15 protein-coding genes are annotated in these 21,850 nt (G+C 63.8%); 2 read left to right on the top strand and 13 right to left on the bottom strand.

Translation table 11 applies throughout. The features are described from left to right. Window positions 1–2 precede the first annotated feature (2 nt). The 13 genes from ACP15D_RS08385 to ACP15D_RS08325 all read right to left on the bottom strand — a co-directional run bounded on the left by ACP15D_RS08385 (window position 3) and on the right by ACP15D_RS08325 (window position 18,969). On the bottom strand, window positions 3–3,164 hold the full coding sequence (locus tag ACP15D_RS08385; protein WP_424957076.1) for an efflux RND transporter permease subunit: 3,162 nt from the start codon (window positions 3,162–3,164) through the stop codon (window positions 3–5). 16 nt (window positions 3,165–3,180) lie between these two features. Next, a complete protein-coding gene (locus ACP15D_RS08380; protein ID WP_424957075.1) occupies window positions 3,181–4,452 on the bottom strand; it encodes an efflux RND transporter periplasmic adaptor subunit in 1,272 nt (423 codons plus the stop codon). 176 nt (window positions 4,453–4,628) lie between these two features. Next, the gene (locus tag ACP15D_RS08375; protein ID WP_424957074.1) at window positions 4,629–5,027 is read right to left on the bottom strand and encodes a DoxX family protein; all 399 of its coding nucleotides are present in this window, start codon (window positions 5,025–5,027) and stop codon (window positions 4,629–4,631) included. An 81-nt stretch (window positions 5,028–5,108) separates the two neighbouring features. Continuing rightward, a complete protein-coding gene (locus tag ACP15D_RS08370; protein WP_424957073.1) occupies window positions 5,109–5,747 on the bottom strand; it encodes an NrsF family protein in 639 nt (212 codons plus the stop codon). Continuing rightward, window positions 5,744–6,304 (bottom strand): sigma-70 family RNA polymerase sigma factor, encoded by a 561-nt coding sequence (locus tag ACP15D_RS08365; RefSeq protein ID WP_424957072.1) that lies wholly within the window; start codon window positions 6,302–6,304, stop codon window positions 5,744–5,746. The genes ACP15D_RS08370 and ACP15D_RS08365 overlap by 4 nt, the downstream gene beginning before the upstream one ends. Before the next feature lie 137 nt (window positions 6,305–6,441). Beyond that, complete coding sequence (locus ACP15D_RS08360; RefSeq protein ID WP_424957071.1) at window positions 6,442–9,585, bottom strand: efflux RND transporter permease subunit; 3,144 nt, start codon at window positions 9,583–9,585, stop codon at window positions 6,442–6,444. A 5-nt stretch (window positions 9,586–9,590) separates the two neighbouring features. Next, the gene (locus ACP15D_RS08355) at window positions 9,591–12,710 is read right to left on the bottom strand and encodes a multidrug efflux RND transporter permease subunit (protein WP_424957070.1); all 3,120 of its coding nucleotides are present in this window, start codon (window positions 12,708–12,710) and stop codon (window positions 9,591–9,593) included. Then, on the bottom strand, window positions 12,707–14,056 hold the full coding sequence (locus ACP15D_RS08350; protein ID WP_424957069.1) for an efflux RND transporter periplasmic adaptor subunit: 1,350 nt from the start codon (window positions 14,054–14,056) through the stop codon (window positions 12,707–12,709). The genes ACP15D_RS08355 and ACP15D_RS08350 overlap by 4 nt, the downstream gene beginning before the upstream one ends. A 318-nt stretch (window positions 14,057–14,374) precedes the next feature. Then, the gene (locus ACP15D_RS08345) at window positions 14,375–15,652 is read right to left on the bottom strand and encodes an NCS2 family permease (RefSeq protein ID WP_424957068.1); all 1,278 of its coding nucleotides are present in this window, start codon (window positions 15,650–15,652) and stop codon (window positions 14,375–14,377) included. Window positions 15,653–15,701: 49 nt separating this feature from the next. Continuing rightward, complete coding sequence (locus ACP15D_RS08340) at window positions 15,702–16,034, bottom strand: hypothetical protein (RefSeq protein WP_424957067.1); 333 nt, start codon at window positions 16,032–16,034, stop codon at window positions 15,702–15,704. A gap of 159 nt (window positions 16,035–16,193) precedes the next feature. Then, the gene (locus ACP15D_RS08335; RefSeq protein ID WP_424957066.1) at window positions 16,194–17,456 is read right to left on the bottom strand and encodes a GGDEF domain-containing protein; all 1,263 of its coding nucleotides are present in this window, start codon (window positions 17,454–17,456) and stop codon (window positions 16,194–16,196) included. A 115-nt stretch (window positions 17,457–17,571) separates the two neighbouring features. Continuing rightward, window positions 17,572–17,814 carry a GlsB/YeaQ/YmgE family stress response membrane protein gene (locus tag ACP15D_RS08330; RefSeq protein WP_424957065.1) on the bottom strand — a complete coding sequence of 81 codons (243 nt, stop codon included), beginning with the start codon at window positions 17,812–17,814 and terminating at the stop codon, window positions 17,572–17,574. 75 nt (window positions 17,815–17,889) lie between these two features. Then, window positions 17,890–18,969: an alpha-hydroxy acid oxidase gene (locus ACP15D_RS08325; protein ID WP_424957064.1), complete on the bottom strand. Its 1,080-nt coding sequence runs from the start codon at window positions 18,967–18,969 to the stop codon at window positions 17,890–17,892. Window positions 18,970–19,162: 193 nt separating this feature from the next. Between ACP15D_RS08325 and ACP15D_RS08320 the strand changes: the two genes are divergently transcribed. Further along, entirely contained in the window at window positions 19,163–20,380 is a 1,218-nt protein-coding gene (locus tag ACP15D_RS08320; protein ID WP_424957063.1) for a saccharopine dehydrogenase family protein, read from the top strand. A 124-nt stretch (window positions 20,381–20,504) separates the two neighbouring features. After that, window positions 20,505–21,842 carry a hypothetical protein gene (locus ACP15D_RS08315; protein WP_424957062.1) on the top strand — a complete coding sequence of 446 codons (1,338 nt, stop codon included), beginning with the start codon at window positions 20,505–20,507 and terminating at the stop codon, window positions 21,840–21,842. Window positions 21,843–21,850: the final 8 nt, after the last annotated feature.

The raw sequence follows: 21,850 nt of genomic DNA, 5'->3' as shown, positions 1-21,850 counted from the left end.
ATCTATTCGCCGGGGACGTGAGCGACCGCGGGCGCGGCTTTCTCGTGCTTCGAGAAGCGACGGATGACGACGTAGAACACGGGCGTGAAGATGAGCCCGAAGAAGGTCACACCGATCATGCCCCAGAAGACGCCGGTGCCAAGCGCGATGCGCATTTCCGCGCCGGCGCCGGTGGCGATGTAGAGTGGCACCACTCCGAGCGTGAAGGCGAGCGACGTCATGAGGATGGGGCGCAGGCGCAGCTTGCAGGCTTCGACCGCGGCCGAGATGGTGTCGCGGCCCTGATCCTCGAGCTGTCGGGCGAACTCGACGATGAGAATTGCGTTCTTGGCCGCCAGTCCCAACAGCACGATGAACCCGATCTGGGTGAGGATATTGATGTCCTGGCCGTGCAGCTTAACGCCGAAGAGCGCGCTCAAAAGGCACATCGGCACGATGAGAATGATGGCTATGGGCATCGACCAGCTTTCGAACTGGGCGGCCAGCGCCAGGAACACGAAGACGACGGATAGCAGGAAGATGTAATAGCCGGAGCTGCCGGCCTTTACTTCCTGATACGTCAGGTCGGTCCATTCATAGGTGATGCCGTCGGGCAGCTCCTGTTTCGCAAGCTCCACCATCATGGCGATGCCTTCGCCGGTCGAGACGCCGGGCTGCAGTGAGCCATTGACCTCGATGGTGGGAAAGAGGTTGTAGCGCGGGACGCGGTCGGGGCCGGCGATGTTGCGGAAGGTGACGAGATTGCCGAGCGGAACCATCTGGCCCATCTCGTTGCGCACGCGAATGCGAGAAACGTTCTGCGGATCGGTGCGGAATTTTGCATCGGCCTGCGCGGTGACGCGGAATGTGCGCCCGAACATGTTGAAGTCGTTGACGTAGGCAGAGCCGAGATAGACGCGCAGTGCCTCGAAGATGGCATCGAGGGGCACTTTCAGCATCTGTGCCTTGTCGCGGTTGACGTCGACGTAGAGCTGTGGCGTGCCAGTGGAGAAGGTGGTGAACGCGTTCTTGATGCCGGGTAGCTTGTTGGCGGCGGCGATGAAGTCGTTGGCGACATCCTGGAACTGCGTCGGGGTCATGTTGGCGCGGTTCTGCAGGCGCATGGAGAAGCCGGTCTGCCCACCCATGCCGCGGACCGGCGGCGGGATGAAGACGGAGGTCTTCGATTCCTCGATGCCGTTGAGGCGGGCACTGATCATGTCGGCGACCTTGTCGATCGGCAGGTCTTCCTTGGCGCGTTCGCGTGCGCCCTCGACGATGGCGAAGATGGTGCCAGCGTTGCTGGAGTTCGAGCCTGTGGAGCCGGAGCGGCCGGAGTAGCTGGATGTGTGCGCGACGCCGGGTGTTGCGAGGACAAGGGCATTAGCGCGCTGCACGACCTCGTCGGTTCGGGCGATCGAGGCGCCTTGGGGCAACTGCAGCGAGACGATGATGATGCCGCGGTCCATTTTGGGGATGAAGCCGGTGGCTGTGTGGAACAGCATCCATCCCGCGATGCCGATCAGTGTCGCATAGAGGACGAGCATGAACGCCGAAAGGGAGATGAGCTTGCGGATGAGGGCCGCATAACCGGCGGCGAGCAGATCGAAGCCGCGGTTGAACAGGCGGAAGGCGGCGTGGATGGGCCGCATCAGCAGGCTGTCTTTGGTGTGGTCTTCATGCGGCTTCAACAGGATGGCGCACAGCGCCGGACTCAAGGTGAGCGAGTTGAAGGCGGAGATGATGGTCGCGGTCGCCACGGTAACGGCGAACTGGCGGTAGAACTGCCCGGTGATGCCGCCGATGAAGGCCGTCGGAACGAACACCGCGGTCAACACCAGAGCGATGGCAATGAGCGCCGCGCCAACCTCGTTCATGGTGACGTGCGAGGCTTCGAGTGGCGAAAGTCCCTCCGCCAGTTTGCGCTCCACGTTCTCGACCACGACGATGGCGTCATCGACGACAATGCCGACCGCGAGGACGAGGCCGAACAGGGTCAGCATGTTTATGGAAAAGCCGAGCCCTTGCATCACGGCGAAGGTGCCGATCAGCGAAACCGGAATCGCGACGAGAGGAATGATCGTAGCGCGCCAAGTTTGCAGGAAGATGAGCACCACGATGATGACCAGGGCCACGGCCTCGGCAATGGTCAGGTACAGCTCCGAGATCGATTCCTCGATGAACTCGGTGGGATTATAGACGATGCGGTACTCGAGCCCTTTGGGGAAGCGCTCTGAGAGGCGCTTCATCTCCGCCTTGATGGCGTTGGTGGTGTCGATGGCGTTCGAGCCGGGCTGCTGCGTGACGATGAGGACGGTTGCGGGATACTCGTCCTGGTAGCCATACGTCGTGTAGCTCAGCGCACCGAGTTCGACGCGGCCGACATCCTTGACGCGCACGACGCGGCCGTCGGCACCGGTCTTGAGGACGATGTCCTCGAACTCGGTGGGCTGTAAGAGACGGCCCTTCAGCTGCAGCGAAAGCTGGAAGGCACCCATGTTCTGCTGGGGCGGCTGTCCAAGGGCGCCGCCAGCAACCTGGACGTTCTGGGCGCGCAGGGCGGCGAGCACTTCGTCGGCGGTCATGCCGCGCAGGGCGATGCGCTCGGGGTCGAGCCAGATGCGCATGGAATATTCGCGAGATCCGAACAGCGTGACGTCGCCCACGCCTTTGATGCGTGCCAGTTCGTCGCGAATATTGAGCAGGGCGTAGTTGGAGATGTAGACCGAGTCATAGGTGTTGTCGGGCGATATGAGGTGAACGACGAGCAATAGATCGGGTGAGCGCTTGTTGACGGTCACACCGTTGCGGCGCACCTCCTCGGGTAGACGCGGTTCGGCGGCCGAGACGCGGTTCTGGACGAGGACCTGCGCTTTATCGATGTCGGTGCCGATCTCGAAAGTGACGCTGAGCGACAGGGCGCCGTCGTCGGTCGACTGCGAGTACATGTAAATCATGTCCTCGACGCCGTTGATCTCCTGCTCGAGGACGGTGGCGACGGTGTCGGCGACGGTTATGGCGTTGGCGCCAGGATAGTTGGCGTTGACCGAGACGGTGGGTGGTACGATCTCGGGGAACTGCGCCACGGGAAGGGCGACGTAGGCGATCGAGCCGACGATCAGGATGATGAGCGAGACGACGGACGCGAAGATCGGGCGGTCGATGAAGAAATGCGAAAAGCGCATGATGGTGTCCGCCGCCTCAGCGCTTGGTTGCCTTGTCGATGTCTCCGGTCGCGTCGGATACCGCAAGCGGCGTGCGACGCGGTACGATTTTCTGACCTGGGCGGACGCGCTGCTGGCCGCGCAGGACCACCCAGTCGTCAGGCTTTAGCCCGTCGCGGATGATGCGCATGCCGCCGTCGAGCGGGCCGAGCTCAACGGGGCGGCGGACGGGGATATCGTCATCGCCCACGACGTAGACGAATCTGGTCGCCTGGTCGGTGGCGATAGCTTCGTCAGGCAAGAGCAGCGCTGAATATTGCGGTGAGCCCTGCAGGCGCACGCGCGCAAACATGCCGGGCGAGAAGAGGTAGTCGGCGTTTGCGAGGACGGCCCGCGCGCGCAATGTGCCTGTGCCCTGATCCAGGCGGTTTTCGAGGAAGTCGAGCTTGGCCTCGTGCGGGAAGCCTTCCTCGTCGGGAAGGCCGACGCCGACCTGAGCGCCGATCATGCCGGTTGCGCCTTTGCCTGCCGCCTGCGACATGCGCTGATACTTGAGGGCGTTGTTTTCGCTGACGTCGAAGTAAATGTAGATGGGGTCCTGGCTCACGATCGTCGTCAGCACCGTGGAGGCGTTGTTCGATCCACCGCCGCTGACGAAATTTCCGGGCGTCACAAGCGTGCGGCTGATGCGTCCGGAGATCGGTGCGGTGACGCGGCAGAAGCTCAAATCCAGCTCGGCGCTCTTCACGCGTGCTTCGGCGATTATGACGAGCGCCTGCGCGTCGCGCAGCAGGTTCTCGCGGTCATCGAAGGCTTTGCGGGAAATGTAGTCGCTCTTCAGCAGCGGGCGGCCACGCTCGACGTCGAGCTTGGCGTTGCTGACGCTTACCTTGGCCTGGTTGAGCTGGGCCTGGGCCTGCTCGAGCGCGCGTTCGTAAGGGCGCGGGTCGATCATGAAGAGCAAGTCGCCGGCCTTTACGGTTTCGCCGTCGGTGAATTTCACCTCGGTGAGATAGCCGGAGACTCGCGCGCGGATTTCGACTGCTTCCACTGCGTCGAAGCGCCCGGTGTACTCGTCCCATTCGATGACGTCCCGCTTGACGGGCTGGCTGACGGTCAATTCGGGAGGCTTGGGCGCCTGCGGCGCTTTCGGGGGAGCGTCTCCGCCGAAGCGTGCGAGAGTCGACGTCATTGCTTCGCGTGCGTCGTCGAGGCCGGCTTCGATACTGCGTCCGCGCATCGGTCCGAGGGCTGCCACGGCCAGTGCCGCGCAGAGCGCTACGAACAGAACGATGTAACTCGGACGCATTGGATACTCGAACACCTTTGGGGTGGAGTTGCACCCCCGGATCGCCAAACTTACGCGTGGCAATCCGGCAGCTTAGCCGGACAATGGTAAACCCTGCCTCTTCCAGAGGCAGGGAAGTGCCGTTTGCGACAGGCTATCGGACGCTTCGAGACGTCCGTTAGTGAGATATTGAGCCACTACTTTGCTGCGCGCGCGCCATCGAGGCTGAAAGCGCCGGGGCCAGCAGCAACGAGGTAAAGGAAAAGGAAACAGAAGAGGATCGCGGCGTCGCCGCCGTTGAGCGCGGGATAGACGCTTTGCGGGGCGTGGGCCATCCAGTAGGCGACCGCCATCTGACCAGAGAGGATGAAAGCAACCGGCCGGGTGAAAAGTCCGATGAGCAGGAGGAAACCGCCGAAGACCTCGAGTACGCCGGCGAACCAGAAGAGCGTGAAGGCTTCGGGCATTCCGTGCGCTGGTGTCGGGACGCCAAACAGCTTCTGCGTTCCGTGCTCCATGAAAAGAATCGCGGCGACGATGCGCAGGAGGCCCAGCAGTCGCGGGGCCCATACTGTTTCTAGCTCGGTGCGGTCCATGTGATTTCCCCTAGGTTGCGCGTTGTTGTTCTAACAACGGCGAGCGTAGCTCGAACCTGTCGGGGGTCAATTGGAAAGCCCTCACCAGCGCAGCAGTCGAGCCCCGAGGATTGCGCCGATGCCAGCGACGATTGCGGTTGCAATCAGGTACCAGGCGGCGAGAAAGAGCGGACTGTCGTTCTGGCAATGGGTGGCATAGAAGGTTGCCGCAATGCCAACGGCAATGACGCCTGCCACAGCACCGGCAGCCGCAGGCCGCGCGGGTGCACCGCGGCGCAGCGCGACGATCATCAATGCGAGCGGCAATCCGGACAGCAGCGGCACGTATACGAGGCAGGCGATAGGGGCAGTGCCGATCATGGTCGGCATCCAGTCGGCGGCTGGAAGCGAGATCATCTCGGCGACGACGCCGATGCCGAGAATCGCCGGCCCAATCAGCAGGAGAAGCAGCTTCGAGCTCGGTGCCCACTGCGGGCGGGCGAGGCTGATCGCCATCGCAATTCCGGTCAGCAGCAAACTGAGACTGAACGCCCACTTCATCAGGAAATGCCAATCGCCCATGGCAGCGCTCATGTCGCCGCGTACGGGGAGCATGGTCCAGAACAACAGTCCGGTCGCGAGAATGCCGATGCCGGCCGCGAACAAAACCGTCGTGCTGATCGGGATGCTCGGTGCTTTGGCATCCGCGGCAATGGCGTTGATGAGCTCGTTCGTCTTCATTCGTCCTGGTCTCTCTGGTGCTGGGCGCCGAGGGTTTTCAGGCCTCGATGCAAAGCGACGCGCACAGCCACCTCCTTCATGTTCAACCGCTCGGCCACCTCTCGGATCGATTGGCCCTCGAGGCTTATGGCCCGCACGACATCGCGCTGGCGGCCAGCGAGGCCGTCAACCAGACGTTCGGCGTCCTGGCGGTCGACGCCGGAGTTGTCCTCCTGAACCGACAGCGTATCGAGGACGCTATCGATCGGAATTTGGACGCGGCGGCCGCGCCGACGCAGAGCGTCGATCAGCTTGTGCCGTGCGATGGCACGTACCCAGGGGCCCAGAGGCTGGGACGGATCCCACGTGTTGCGCTTCAGGTGCAGCGCCAGGAGAGTCTCCTGGACGACATCCTCCACATCGCCTAGCGGTGCTCCGGCTTGGGCGAACCCCCGGCGCACGCTCGGTCGCAACACATTGGACAACGATTGAAGCAACGTTTGGTAGGCGGCGCTGTCGCCGCCTATGGCTGCGCGCATGAGTGTCGCCCACTCCTCCTCGTTCTGTCCTTGAGCCACAAAGCTCCTCGTAAGTCTGTACGCGGCGGGGTCGGGGTTCGTTACATGGCGATTGTCGCAGCCGGATTTGGGCAATCGACAGAACTCAACAGCCGTTTTGCGTACCAGGACCGGGCCCGCACGGCAATCAGGGCGGGCTAAGGGCTTGGAGAGGCTTGGACCTCGGCGGGGGGCGCCGGGTCGCCGTCGGCATCCTGATTGCGCCGGGCGCCGCCGAGGCGCCGATGCAATTTGTCGAGCATCAGATAGATGACCGGCGTCGTGTAAAGCGTCAGCATCTGCGAGACGATGAGACCGCCGATGATGGTGATGCCGAGCGGTCGGCGGATCTCCGATCCGGGGCCTATGGCAATGGCCAGGGGGATGGCGCCGAGCAGCGCAGCCAGGGTCGTCATCAGAATGGGACGGAAGCGGGCAAGGCACGCTTCATAGATGGCGGTTGCGGGCTTGAGGCCGCGCTCGCGCTCACCATCGAGGGCGAAGTCGACCATCATGATGCCGTTCTTCTTGACGATGCCGATCAGCAGGATCACGCCGATGAGTGCGGTCATCGACAGCTCCAGGCCGGAAACGTAAAGGGCAAGCAGGGCGCCGAGCCCGGCCGATGGCAGCGTCGAGATGATCGTCAGCGGATGGGCCAGACTCTCGTAGAGCACACCGAGCACGATATAGACGGCGATGAGCGCGGCGAGAATCAAGAGTGGCTGCTGGGACGATTGCTCGGCGAAGGCGCGGGCGTCGCCGGCCATCTCACCGCGCAGGCCGGCAGGTGTCTGGATTTCGGCCATCGCCTTGTCGATGTCTTGCAGGGCCCGATCCAGCGTCGTTCCGGCCGCGAGATTGTAGCTGATGGTCACGGCAGGGAACGGGCCCTGGTGATTGACAACCAGCGGTGTGGTGCCCTTCTGGATGCGGATGACGCTGGTGAGCGGCACCTGCTGACCCTGGGTGCTCGGAACGTAGATGTTGTTGAGGTCGGAAGGTTCGCGCTGCAGGCGCGGGTCGATCTCGAGGATGACGCGATACTGATTGCGCTGGGCGTAGATGGTCGAGACTTGGCGTTGCGCGAAGGCGTTGTTGAGAGCGGAATCGATATCGGCAATGCGCACGCCCAGGCGCGAGGCGGCGTCGCGATCGATCTTGATGTCGAGTTGCAGTCCGCCCGCCTGACGGTCGTTGGCGACGTCGACGAGGCCCGGAATCTGCTTCATGCGATCCAGGACCTTCGGCGCCCATTCGTACAGCTCGTCGATATCGGGATCCCAGAGTGTGTACTGGAATTGCGATGGGCCCTGGCGGGCGCCGACGCGGATGTCGCGCGAGGCGAACATGCGTACCTGCAACCCGTCGATGCGGGATAGCTTGCCGCGCATGCGGTTGATGACGCGGGTGGTCGGCTCGTTGTTGCGTTCGGCCAGTGGCTTCAGGTTGATGAACATGCGGCCCTGATTGCTGCCGCCGGGACCTGGCCCCGATCCGCCGAGAGAGGAGCCCACGTGGGCGACCGCGGGATCGCTCAAGACGACATCCAGTGCCTGGTTCTGCAGCTTCAGCATCGCCTCGAAGGAGACATCCGCGGAAGCTTCGGTGGAGCCGATGATGAGGCCGGTATCGTCCTCGGGGAACATGCCCTTGGGAATTTGCATGTAGAGATGGGCGGTGAGCACGATGACGCAAAGCAGCGAGAACAGCGTGACCACCTGATGGCGCAAAGCCATCCGCAGTGTGCGGGCATACGCCGACACCATCCAGCCGATGACGCCTTCAACGACGCGATCGAACCGCGTCGGCTTCTTGTCGCGCTCGTCCTTGAGGAAGTGGGCGCAGATCATCGGCGTGACAGACAAGGAGACGACGACCGAGACGGCGATGGCGACGACGAGCGTAACCGAGAACTCACGCAACATGCGGCCCATGACGCCGCCCATGAACAGCACGGGGATGAATGCGGCGATGAGCGAGACGCTGATCGAGATGACGGTGAAGCCGATTTGCCCGGAGCCGACGAGGGCGGCCTGCATCGGGCCCATGCCCTTCTCGATATTGCGATAGACGTTCTCGAGCATGACGATGGCGTCATCGACAACGAAGCCGACAGCGATGGCAAAGGCCATCAGCGTCAGGTTGTTGATCGAGTAGCCGAGCGCCCACATGACGGCGCAGGTGCCGGCCAGAGAAAGCGGTACGGTGATGCCGGCCGCGATGGTCGGTGTCGAGCGACGCAGGAAGACGAAGACGACCACCATGACGAGTGCGATGGCGAGGATCAGCGTGAACTGCATGTCGTGCACGCTGGCGCGGATGGTCTCGGTGCGGTCGGTGAGGACGGAGATGTCGATCCCTGCGGGAATCCAGCGCGCCAGGTCGGGCAGCAGCTCTTTGACGCCGTCGACGGTCTCGAGGACGTTGGCATCGGGCTGTTTGCGGATGATCAGCAGCACACCCGGCTGGCGGTCGACCATGGCGACCGAGCGGTTGTTGCGTGTGCCGTGCTCGACGGTGGCGACGCTCGACAGGCGGACAACGTTACCGTCACGCGTCTTGAGGACGATGGCGCCGTAGTCCTTGGGGTCGCGCAGCTGGGTGTTGGTGTCAATGGTGATGGCCTGCTTGTCGCCATCGACGGCGCCGACGGGAGCGACTGCGTTAGCTTCGGATATGGCGGTGCGTACCTCCTCCATGCTGAGGCCCATGGAGGCGAGTAACGTCGGGTTCACGCGGACGCGAATGGCCGGCTGCTCGGCGCCGCTGACTTCGACCTGGGCGACGCCCGGCACCTGAGAGATGCGCTGGGCCACGACAGTATCGGCGGCATCGTAGATGGCGCTCGGCGTCATGCTCTTTGACGTCATCGCCAGGATGAGCACGGGCGAGGCGGAGGGATTGTATTTGCGGAACGTGGGGACGTCCGGCAGGTCGCCGGGGAGGTCGGCGGTTGCGGCGTTGAGGGCAGCCTGGACGTCGCGGGCGGCGCCGTCGATATCGCGCGAGAGGTCGAACTGCACCGAGATGCCGACGGAGCCCTCCTTACTGGTGGACGTGAGCTCGGTGACGCCGGCGATCTCGCCGAGGCGCTTTTCGATGGGCGCGGCGATCGTGGAGGCCATCGTCTCGGGATCGGCGCCCGGGCGGCTCGCCTGGACGCGCAACGTCGGGAAGTCGACGGCGGGCAGGCTGGCGACGGGCAGCTCGTAGTACGCCGTGGCGCCGAGCAGGAAGAGGCCGATGGCGAGGAGTGTGGTGCCGATTGGGCGTTTGATGAAGGGAGCCGAGAAGTTCATGGGCGCTACTCGGCTGGGGCGCTGGCGCCGGTGGCGGCGTCATGCTGCGGCGTCGGCGCCGATGAGATACGCGCGCGCAGGCGCTCCATGGCGAGGTAGATGACCGGCGTGGTGTAGAGCGTCAGCAGCTGGCTGAGCAGCAGGCCGCCGACGATAGTGATGCCAAGAGGATTGCGAAGCTCGGAGCCGACGCCGCTCTCGAGCGCGAGCGGCAGGGCGCCGAACAGGGCGGCGAGCGTCGTCATCATGATGGGGCGGAAGCGAAGCAAGGCGGCTTCGACGATCGAGTCACGCGGGGACAGTCCGCGCTCGCGCTCGGCGTCGAGTGCGAAGTCGATCATCATGATGGCGTTCTTCTTGACGATGCCCATCAACAGCACGATGCCGATCAGCGCGACGAGCGAGAGGTCGAGCCCGGCGTACATCAGTGCCAGCAGTGCTCCGATGCCGGCAGATGGAAGCGTCGTCAGGATGGTGAAGGGGTGGACGAAGCTCTCGTAGAGCACGCCCAGCACGATGTAGATCGTGACGATGGCGGCGAGGATCAGCCAGGGCTGGCTCTTGAGCGAGGAAGCGAACTCGCTGGCATCACCGAAGAAGCTGCCGGTGACCGAGGACGGCATGTCGATCTCGGCTTCGGCGGCGCTGATGATGTCCACGGCATCGCTCAATGCTGCGCCCGGCTTCAGGTTGAAGCTTATGGTCTCGGCGGGGAACTGATCCTGATGGCTCACCGCGAGCGGCGCGGTGGTGTAAGTGATCTTGGCAATCGCCGTAAGCGGCACCTGTGCGCCGCTGGATGAGGGAATATAGAGACGGTTTAACTGCGAGGGATCGCTGCGGTACTGTGGCATCGCTTCCAGCACGACGCGATACTGGTTGGCCTGCGCATAGATGGTGGAAACCTGGCGCTGGCCGAAGGCGTCGTTGAGGGCATCGCTGACCGCCTGCACGGTGATGCCGAGGCGGCCGGCGACATCGCGATCGACATCGACACGCGTCCTGAGGCCGGTGTCCATCGTCTCGAGGTTGACCTCGCTCAGCATCGGCGACTGCGAAAGCGCGGCGGCGAGCTTCCTCGTCCACTCGCGCACTTCGTCGGCGTCGGTGCTGACGAGCGTATATTGGTACTGTGCGCGGCTGGAGCGGGTGGCGATCTGGACGTCCTGCACCGCCTGGAAATAGACGACGATGCCGGGAATGGAAGCAACGGCCTGTTGCAGCCGATCGATGATGGCGGGTGCCAATGCGCTGCGGTTGTTGCGCGGCTTCAAGGTGATCTTCAGATGCGAAACGTTTGGTGTCGGGTTCAGCTGCCCGACGCCGACGACAGAAACGACGCCCTGAACGTCGGGATCCTTGCGCACGACAGCAGTGACTTCGGCCTGCAAGCGGCTCAGTTCAGTGAAGGACACCTGCGGCTCGGCTTCGAGGGCGGCGGTGATGAGGCCGGTGTCCTGGGGCGGCAGGAAGCCCTTGGGGATGATGATGTAGAGCCAGATGGTGATCGCCAGCGTTCCCACGGTGGCGAACAGCGTCAGCGTCTGGTGGCGCAGCACCAGCTCGAGTGTGCGGCGGTAGCCCTCGATCACCATGTCCATCGACCAGTTGAAGGCGCGGCCGAGCCAGTTGCCGCGCCCCTCGGGCTGATGCTTCAGCAGCTTGGCGGCCATCATCGGCGTCAGCGTCAGCGAGACGATGGCCGAGACGACGACGGCGATGGTGAGCGTCAGGGCGAACTCGCGGAACATGCGGCCGACGAGGCCGGTCATGAACAGCAGCGGGATGAACACGGCGACGAGCGATAGCGTCAGCGAGATCACGGTGAAGCCGATCTCGCGTGCACCATCGAGGGCGGCGCGCAGCGGCTTCTGGCCCTTCTCGATGTGGCGGACGATGTTCTCGATCATGACGATGGCGTCGTCGACGACGAAGCCGGTGCCGATGGTCAAGGCCATCAGCGACAGGTTGTCGAGCGAGAAGCCACAGAAGTACATAACGGCGAAGGTGGCGATCAGCGACACGGGGAGCGCGACGCCGGCGATGATGGTGGCGCGGCCGGAGCGCAGGAAGACCAGCACCACCATGACGATGAGTGCGACGCTGAGCACGAGCGTGAATTGCACGTCGTGGATCGAGGCTCGGATGGTCTCGGTGCGGTCGTGCACCAGCGTTAGCTTCACGCTGGTGGGCAGGGCGCGTTCGAGGCGCGGCAGCTCGGCCTTGAGGCGGTCGACGGTGTCGATGACGTTGGCGCCGGGCTGGCGCTGGACGTCGATGATGACCGCGGGCGTGCCCTGATACCAGCCGCCGACGCGGGAGTTTTCTAGGCCCTCGGAGACTTCAGCGACGTCATTGAGGCGGACGGGTGCGTTGTTGCGGAAGGCGACGACGATGTCGCGATACGCCTCGGCGGAGGAGATCTGGTCGTTGGCCGAGATGGTGTAGCTCTGGTGCGTACCGTCGAGCGAGCCCTTGGGGCCGGCGACGTTGGCCGTGGTGATCGCGGTGTTGAGATCGGAGATCGACAGGCCGTAGGCGGCGAGGCGGCCGATGTCGGCCTGGATACGGACGGCGGGGCGCACGCCACCTTCGACCGAGACGTGGCCTACTCCGGTCACCGTGGAGAGCCGCTGGGCGATGAGCGTGTCGGCGAGGTCGGACAGCTCGCGCATGGGCACGATGTCGGAGGTGATGGCGAGCGTCACCACGGGTGCGTCGGCCGGGTTCACCTTCGAATAGGTCGGCGGATAGGGCAGGTTGCGCGGCAGCGTGGACCCGGCGGCGTTGATCGCTGACTGCACGTCCTGCGAGGCAGCGTCGATGTCACGGCCGAGGTTGAACTGCAGCGTGATGAGGCTGAGCCCGTAAGAGCTGGTCGAGGTCATGGTCGACAGGGCAGGGATCTTGCCGAACTCGCGTTCGAGCGAGGCGGTAACCAGCGTTGACATGGTCTGCGGGTTGGCGCCGGGAAGCTGGGTCGAGACCTGGATGGTCGGGAAGTCGACCTGCGGAAGCGAGGAGACCGGGAGCCAGAAGTAGCCGAGGGCGCCGCCCAGGATGGTGGCGAAGGCGAGCAGCGAGGTCGCTATCGGCCGCGTGATGAAGGGGGCCGAGACGCTCATGGCGTGGTGCCGGAAGGATTGCCGGCTTCCCTCCGTGGTCCGCGTTTGCCGTCGCCGCGCTTGCCGTCCTTGTTACGACCTTCGCCACGCTTCTTGCCCTGACGGAACTCGCCACGCAGGTCGCCCTGCATGTTGGCAGGCGTCGCCGTCATGATCGAAGATGTCTCACCGCCGGTCGCATCGCTGGCTTGCGGCTTGTCGCCGTTGGCCGGGGGGGCCGTTCCAGCAGGTGGGGCGATGGTGACGTCGGCGCCGTCTTTCAGTCGAGCAAAGCCGGTGGTGACGACGGGTTCGGCCGCGGCGAGGCCCTTGGTGATGACGGCGATCTTTTCGTCCTGCAGGCCGAGGGCGACACTGCGCACGGCTGCTTTGCCGTCCTTGATGACGTAGACGAAGGTCCCATCCGGGCCGCGCTGCACTGCGGACGTCGGCACGACGACGACCTGCTGCAGCGTATCGAGCAGCAAGCGCACGTTGACGAACTGGCCTGGCCAGAGCTGCAAGTCCTTGTTGGGGAAGTCGGCCTTGAGGCGAATGGTGCCGGTGGTCTGGTCGACCTGATTGTCGATGACCTCAAGCTCGCCAGTGTCGAGCACGCTCTTGGAGTCGGTTTCGAGGGCTTCGACTTTCAGCTTGCGCTGAGCGACCGCCTTGTTGATCTCGGGGAGGTCCTGCTGTGGCAAGGTGAACAGCACGGAGATCGGTTGCACCTCGGTAATGACGACGATGCCGGCGTCGGAAGCGCGGACCAGGTTGCCGACATCGATCAGACGCATGCCGGTACGACCGCTTATCGGCGCCACGACAGTGGCGTAGCCGAGAATGGCGCGGGTATTCTCTATGGCCGCATCGTCGGATTTAATCTGGGCTTCGAGCTGAGCGACGAGCGCGCGCTGGGTATCGATCGTCTTGGCGGCGATCACATTGGAGGACAGCTGGTCGTAGCGTTCGAGGTCGCGCTTGGCGTTGGCGAGCTGGCTCTCGTCGAGAGCCTTCTTGGCGATCGCCTGGTCGAGCTGGGCCTGAAAGGTGACGGGATCAATCTGTGCGAGCAGATCGCCGGCTTTGACGTCCTGGCCTTCCTTGAAGTTGATCGAGAGGATCTTGCCGTCGACCTGGGGGCGCACGGTGACTGTGTTGCGCGCCTTGGCGGTGCCGACACCCTCGAGCCACACAGGGACGTTCTCAAGCCGGGAGTCGGTGGTGACGACAGGCACCGGGCCGTCCATGCGGCCGAAGCGGCCCTGGCGCTGGTTCTGAACGGTTCCGGAGGAGTAGTGAACGGCAGCGGCCGTAAGCCCTCCAATGACGAGGATCGCAAATAATGATTTGAAGAACTTAAGCACTTTGGCGACCCTGTCCCGTGAGCCCGACCAGACCAGGCGCCGCAAAGAGGCAACAGTGCGGCGTCTGAACCTAAAAACGAGCGGTACGGCTAAAAACCGTCGCGACCGTTCACCTCGATTGTGACAGGCCTCCGCTGTCCTGGCTGCTCAGAGCGCGAAAAAGTCCGTTGAGCCAAGCAGGTGCGTGATGGCCGCTGCTTGAAAGCAACCGGATTTTGCTGCGTTCGCGACGACTAGCGGGGCTGTCCGAGGGACCGGCGTGTGGTGATGCTGCAACTATATTTCGGTAGATTGTCCCGCCCCGGCAGGGGCCGGGGCTCAAAGCAGTGCGAAGCGGAGCACGAAGATGGCCGCGAGTACCAAGACGGCGGCCGGGAGTTCGCTCCAGCGCCCGGCGAGCAGCTTGATACCGGCATAAGCGATGAAGCCGAAGCCGATGCCGTCGGCGATCGAGAAGGTAAGCGGCATGGCGATGATCGTGATCGCCGCGGGCACGAACTCGGTAGCGTCGTCGAAGTCGATGTCCCTGGCGCCCGTGGTCATCAAACAGCCGACGAAGATGAGGGCCGGGGCAGTGGCAAAGGCGGGGATCGAGCCAGCAAGAGGCGCGAACACGAGCGTCACCAGGAATAGTGCGGCGACGGTGATGGCGACCAGTCCGGTGCGGCCGCCAGCGTTCACACCGGCTGCGCTCTCGATATAGCTGGTCGTCGTGGAGGTGCCTAAGGCGGCGCCGGCCATGGTCGAGGCGGAATCGACGACGAGCGCGCGCTCGAGCCCAGGGAAGGAGCCATCAGGGCGCGTCAGGCCCGCAGCACGCGCTACTCCGATGAGGGTGCCGGTGTTGTCGAACAGAACGATGAACAGGAACGTAAGCACGATAGGAAGCATCGCGAGGTTCCACAGCGCGGCCAAGTCGAGCTTCAAGAAGACTGGAGCAATCGACGGCGGTGCGGAAGCGATGGCCGACACAGGTGTGAGACCGAAAAGCAGGGCAGCGAGATAAGCGAAGATGATGCCGATGAGGATGGCGCCGGGCACGCGGCGGGCATCGAGCGCGGCCATCAGAATGAATGCTGTCGCGGCGATGGCAATGCCGGGCGATTTCAGGTTGCCGAGCTGAACCAGCGTCGCTGGATCGGCGGCGATGAAGCCTGCGCCCTGCAAGCCGATGATGATGAGAAAGAAGCCGATGCCGACGGAGATCGCGAGCTTCTGAGATTTGGAAATGCTGTCGATGATCCAGCGGCGCAGCGGCGTCACGCTGACGATGAGGAACAACACGCCGGAAGCGAAGACCGCCGCGAGTGCAGCTTCCCACGGGATAGCCTCGCCCTTCACGACGGTGTAGGTGAAGTAGGCGTTGAGGCCCATGCCGGGCGCAAGGGCGATGGGGAGGTTGGCGTAGAGTCCCATCAGCGCGGAGCCGAAGGCGGCGGCGAGGCAGGTGGCGACGAATACAGCACCGTGGTCCATGCCGGCGTCAGCGAGAATCGCCGGGTTGACGAAGGCGATGTAGACCATCGTCATGTATGTCGTCAGGCCGGCGAGCAGCTCTGTGCGGACGTTGGTGCCGTGCTCCTTCAGCTTGAACATTGCCCCACATCCCCCTCTGCGAGGCACCGCGCTGAAGGTGCCCGGTGCGCTATTGTTGCGGTGGCGTCGTGCCGCTGTAGAAATCACGCGGCATGCCGATGGGACCAGCACCCTGCGTTTGCGCCGCTCCCTGTTTCTGCTTTTGCATCTGCATCTGCATAGCCCGCTTGCGGGCGGCGGCCTGAGCCTCCTGCACGGCCTTGCGCTCTGATGAATCTGGCTTGCGCTTGACGCAATAGAAGATGGCATCCTTCATGGACGCCTTCTTGCGCAGTTTCTGTGCTTCCTGCTCGCACATGGCGACAGTAGGGAACTTCTGCGTCGTCATCCGCTTGGGACCCGAGGCCAGGCTCATGACGGCGTAGAGTGTCGCGGCATCCATCTCTGTTTTCCCTCGCGTATCGCCGTGTGGCGATGCTGGTGCGCTCGCGGGCGCTTGTTCGTGCGCCATGGCGGTCGCACTCGACGGAGAAGCCGCAGTACCTACCTTACGGGAATGCTGTTTTTCAAGTCGTCAGGACGCTGGAGGGCTGAAAGGTCGCTATGCCGCGTCGACGGAGCCGCGGTAGCGGCGCGTGCGCATGGGGTTGGCGGCCTCGGAGCGATCATCGAACCATCTTGGCGTGGTTGTCTCGACACTCCAGCCATCGAATTGGGTGGGATCGGATGGCGTGACGGACTGCACCCGGTTACGTCCCGCCAGCTTGGCCGCATAGAGGGCGCCGTCCGCGCGGTGGAACAGGCTGCCGATGTCGCATAGGGCGTCATCGGACGCGGCGACGCCGATGCTCACCGTGCCTGACACCTGGTGGCCTTCTACGACCGTTGCAGCGGCGGCGAATGCAAGACGAACGTCTTCTGCCGCCTCGGTGCCAGCGCGCAGACCGGCGCCCGGGAGAATTGCGGCGAACTCCTCGCCCCCCAGGCGACCGACGATGCAGTCCTCGTCCAGTGTGTCGAGCAGGGTCTCGGAAAAGAGCTTCAGCACCTGATCCCCTAGACGATGGCCGTAGGTGTCGTTGATCTTCTTGAAGTGATCGAGGTCGAAGACAAGGACGGAGATGGGTTCGCTGTTGGAAAATCTCTGCTCTTCGGTGAGCGCGTCGGCAGCATCGAACAGGGCCCGGCGATTGGGCAGGCCGGTCAGGGAATCGGTCAGCGCGAACATGCGCTGGCGGACTTCCTCACGCTCCTTGACGATAGCGAGAACGACAAATGCCAGAGCAATACGACCGAGGAGGGCAACGAGAATGACGGCGGGCATCCAGGCGCTGGCGTAAACGAGACCGGCTTCGCGCACGGGCATGGTCAACGTTAGTGGCATCCAAGCGAGGTAGCCCAGGCCGAGCACGGTCAACAGCACGATCGCCGGCCAGCGGGCGACGAGGCGGTCGTTGTGCTGGCGTGTGAACTCGGCGGCTGCGAGAAGATAGAGGATGCCGAGCAGCGTGCTGGCAAGGATCAAGCGCTGATCGAACGAGACTGCAATGGTCGCGCAGAGAATGATGAAGGCGCTGGGCCAAATCGCGACCAGAAGCGGGTTTAGCGTGCGTCCCGCGAATTCGCGTACGGCCATCCATGAGATGGCTGCCGAAAGCACCATCAGGGACTGCCCGAAGGCAGACAAAGGCTCGTCGTTAACGAAGGAGGAGGCGGCAGCGAACGCGATGCCGGCGGCCATCAACAGTTGGCCCACACCCCACCAGCCGATGAGAGGATTGCTACGTTCGCGCCACCAGACGAAGCACAGCAGCAAGCCGACGAGCGTCGTTGCCGACAGGGACACGAGCGAAATGGTCGGCATATCGAGAATCATTGGCGGCCCAAACGGACGATCCGGTGTCGGATCATTGCGATCGGGGCATAATCACAGAGGGCCGTTGCTGGGGTTTGTAGAAATTCGGTGAAATTGTACGCAATTAGCGCTGGCGCAGCAGGCCCAGCACGAACAGCAGGATTACGGCGCCGAGCGTCGCGGCGATAAAATTAGCGCCTGTCGATTCCGGCACGATGCCAAGCTTGGGGAGAATGAGCCCGCCGACGCATGCGCCGAGAATGCCGATCACGATGTTGCCGACGAAGCCATAGCCATAGCCGACGACGATTTTGCCGGCGAGCCAGCCGGCCAGGGCGCCGATGATCAGCCAGCCCAGAAAAGACATCGGTGCAAGTTCCATGGTGCTAAGTCCCGCTCAGAGGATCGAATTCCCTGCACGATAGCATAACCTTCGCTCGGCTCACTGCCGGATGAGATTGGCGCGCGGGATGTCGGCGACGGTAGCGCATCCGGTCAGCGCCATGGCAATGGCGAACTCGTCGCGGAGTAGACGCAACACGTGTGCAACGCCGAGCGGACCGGCGACGGCGAGCCCATAGACGATAGGACGGCCGACGAGGATGGCGGTGGCGCCGAGGGCCATCGCCTTCAGGACGTCGGTGCCGCGGCGGATGCCACCGTCCATCAGCACGGGGATGCGCCCTTCGATCTGGCTGACGACCGCGGGCAGGAGGTCGAGGGTCGGCGGGACGGTGTCCAGGGTGCGGCCGCCGTGGTTGGAGACGATGATGCCGGCCGCGCCGCTGGCAACGGCAAGCTCGGCATCGTCAGGATGGAGGATGCCCTTCAGGACCACGGGAAGGGTGGTCTCGCCAATGAGCCACTCGACGTCCTCCCAGGTCGGGGCGAGCGCCATGAGTTGCTCGAGGGCGCCCCCGGAGGGGAACTGCGCGTAGCGAGCGAGGTTGGCGGCGGTGATGCCGTTCGGGAGAGCAAAGCCGGCGCGACGCTCACGATCACGCACGCCGTTGATCGGGGCGTCGACAGTGAGGACCAGCGCCTCGTAGCCGGCGGCCTCGGCGCGGCGAACAAGGTCGAGCGTGTCCGCGCGCTGGGGCTGCAGATAAAGCTGCAGCCAGCGGCGCGGTCCGGCCACTGCGGCCACGTCCTCCAAGGTCTCCGAGGAGAGCGTGCTGAGCACGAGGCCGGCTTCCTGCGCGGCCGCAGCGGTGGCGGTGGCCAGCTCTCCGTGCGGGTGTGCGAGCCGATGGTAGGCGACCGGGGCGAGCAGGATCGGATGGGAAAAGGCGCGGCCGAACATTTCCAGCCGGGAATCGGCGCTGGCGGCTCCGCGCAGCACACGCGGCAGAAGCTGGAGCCGGTCGAACGCCTCGCGGTTCCAGCGCACGGTGATTTCATCGCCGGCGCCACCGGAGAGAAATGCCCAGGCCTTGGGATGGAGACGCTCCGATGCGAGGCGCTCGTAGTCCGCCAGGCTGACGGCTCCGGCAGGGATTTCGTTGTGAGATTGATCAGTCACGGCCGCCCCTGCACGCCCTACGCCTGTGCTTCAAGGAGGCAGAAGACAGTTTTGCGTCGCATTCGCAAGCTCTGTCACAAATAGGCGTTAAGCACATAGGTATTGTACTCGGGGTGCGGCTGCACTAATTCCCTCGCCTCGGAGCGGCATGGGCGTGCTCCAGGCTTCTATCCTTGTCAGCGGGAGATGCGAATTGGAAGGTGTCCTCATCATCGGCGCCGGCGCGGCGGGTTCTGTTACCGCACAGAAGTGCGCGATGAACCGCGACGTGTTCAAGCGGGTGCATCTGGCCTCGCGCCGGATCGCCAGCTGCGAGGCGGTGGCGAAGCGCTGTGTCACGCCGATCGAGATCAGCCAGGTCGATGCCGATAACGTCGCCGAGACAGTGGCGCTGATCAACAAGGTCAAGCCCGACCTCGTGATCAACATGGCGCTGCCCTATCAGGACCTGCCGATCATGGATGCGTGCCTGGAAGCGGGCGTGCACTACATGGACACCGCCAACTACGAGCCGCGCGACGTCGCGAAGTTCGAGTACTCGTGGCAGTGGAAGTATCAGGACCGCTTCAAGGACAAGGGGATCATGGCGATCCTCGGCTGCGGGTTCGATCCCGGGCAGTCGAACATCTATTGCGCCTACGCGCAGGAATTCCTGTTCGACACCATCGAGACGATCGACATCATTGACTGCAACGATGGCAGCCACGGCAAGGCGTTCGCCACCAACTTCAATCCGGAGATCAATCTCCGCGAGGTGACGCAGCGCGGCAAATATTGGAAAGACGGCAACTGGATCGACATCGATCCGCTGTCGATCTCGGCGATGATCGACTATCCGGAGGTCGGTCCGCGCAAGAGCTATCTCATCTATCACGAGGAAGAAGAGAGCCTCGTCGAGAACATCCGCGGGCTGAAGCAGATCCGCTTCTGGATGACGTTCTCGGACAACTACATCAAGCACCTCGAAGTGCTGCAAAACGTGGGCATGACGCGCATCGACCCGGTCATGTACAAGGGCAATCCCGTCATTCCGATGGAGTTCCTGAAGGAGCTGCTGCCGCCGCCGTCGTCGCTGGGCGAGGGCTACACCGGGCGCACGTCGATCGGCTGCATCTTCACCGGCACGAAGGACGGCAAGCCGAAGCGCGCGATGATCTACAACGTCTGCCATCACGAGCAGGCGTTTAAGGAGACGGGCGCGCAGGCGGTGTCGTACACCACGGGCGTGCCGCCGGTCGTCGGCGCGATGATGTTGTTCAACGGCTCGTGGAAGAAGCCGGGCGGCGTCTACAACGTCGAGCAGCTTCCGCCCAAGCCGTTCATGGACGAGATCGGCAAGCAGGGACTCCCCTGGCACGTGCGCGAGCTGGATACGGCCGAGCAGGCCGAGCTGTTCGCTGTGAATACCTAATCCCCGCTTTTCCGAGCAGCGGGTTGCAAGGAAAGGGTGGCGTATGCCACCCTTTTTTGTTGTCATATTTCGTCCGGCATCGTGGGGGAAACGATGCCGAGCGACCGCGTACCGGGGGAGGATCATGTCTCAAGCCAGCGAGCCGTCGGAGGCTGCCGAGCTGCCGAGCGCCACCGTCGCACGCCACGTCGTGGTCACGGTTCACGGCACAAACAGTCAGCACGATGACGATGCCGGTGAGCGCTGGTGGCAGAAGGGATCGGAGTTCGCCAACCAGCTGACAGAAGCCCTGTCGAAACGCGGTGTCAGCGAAGTAGAGATCCTGCCGGTGCATTGGACGGGCAGGAATTCGGATTTCGACCGGCTGCTAGGTTCGGTCAATCTGGCGCGCACGCTCGCCAAGCTGGAGAAGTCCGGCGCATCCTATTCGATCATCGCGCACAGCCACGGAGGCAACGTGACGGCCGAGGCGCTGGCGTTGTTGCCGCCGTCGCCGCTGCGGGGCGGGGTGGTGACGTTCGGCACGCCGTTTTTTAAGCGGCGCCTTAAGACGGTGCCGTGGTTGATCGCGCTGTTCCAGGCGGTGATGGGGCTCGTGATCGCGCCGATCATGGTCTGGTATCTGGTGACGATCCTCGGGGCTGGCACCAACAAGATCATCGAGACGATCGTGTTCTTCGGCGGACTGCTGGCGCTTTCTCTCTGGAGCGCGTGGCGCGGGCTGCGCACGCTGCTGTGGCGACTGTGTAATCGCGCGCGGTGCAGCCGCGGCATCCGCGACGAGCAGTGGCTGGTCATCCACAGTCCGCGCGATGAGGCGATGCGGCTTCTGGAAACGGCGGCGGCGATCTCGCCTCAATACGTCACTGTCGCAAGCGCGCGGCGCTCGCTGACGGCATTTGCACGGCTCGCCGGCGTGGTCGGCACCGTCGTCTTCTTTGCGGCGACCGCGGGCTACTTCTTCACGCCACTGATCGAGAAGTTTCGCGCGGGCCAGTTCGGCCTAGGTGCCGCGGCCGACCTGACCTTTCTACTGCTGGTTCCGCTGGTTTATGCCGCCATTTTCGGGGTGGTGGTGCTGTTCGCGCGGCTCGGCGGTGCTTGGCTGTGGGCGAAGACGCTTACGGGGGCGATCCATGGTGGCGTGGTGGGCGCTGCCTACGGCGGGGATGGCGCCTACGTGCTGACGGGCGTTGGCCACCTGCCGCCCTACGTGAAAGTGGTGCGCGAGGCGCGGCTCGAGGTCGTCAATCTCGGCGGCATCGACGACGAGGCGATCTTCGTTGCCGCGCACAAGCTCTATTCATCGGTGGTTGCCGCCGATGGGCCGGAGGGCGGCCTCGCCGACCCGGACACGATGTGGAAGCACCTGAGCGATGCGCTCTACCACAACGCCTACATGCGCGATGAGCGGGTGATCGAGACCGTCAGCAATCATCTGGCTGACATGCGCGGGCGTTAGGGCCTTTC

The organism is Hyphomicrobium sp. 1Nfss2.1, from assembly GCF_965243865.1.
Lineage (GTDB): Bacteria > Pseudomonadota > Alphaproteobacteria > Rhizobiales > Hyphomicrobiaceae > Hyphomicrobium_A.
Note: the sequence above shows the minus strand (reverse complement) of the source record. Positions and strands in the feature narration are given on the sequence as shown.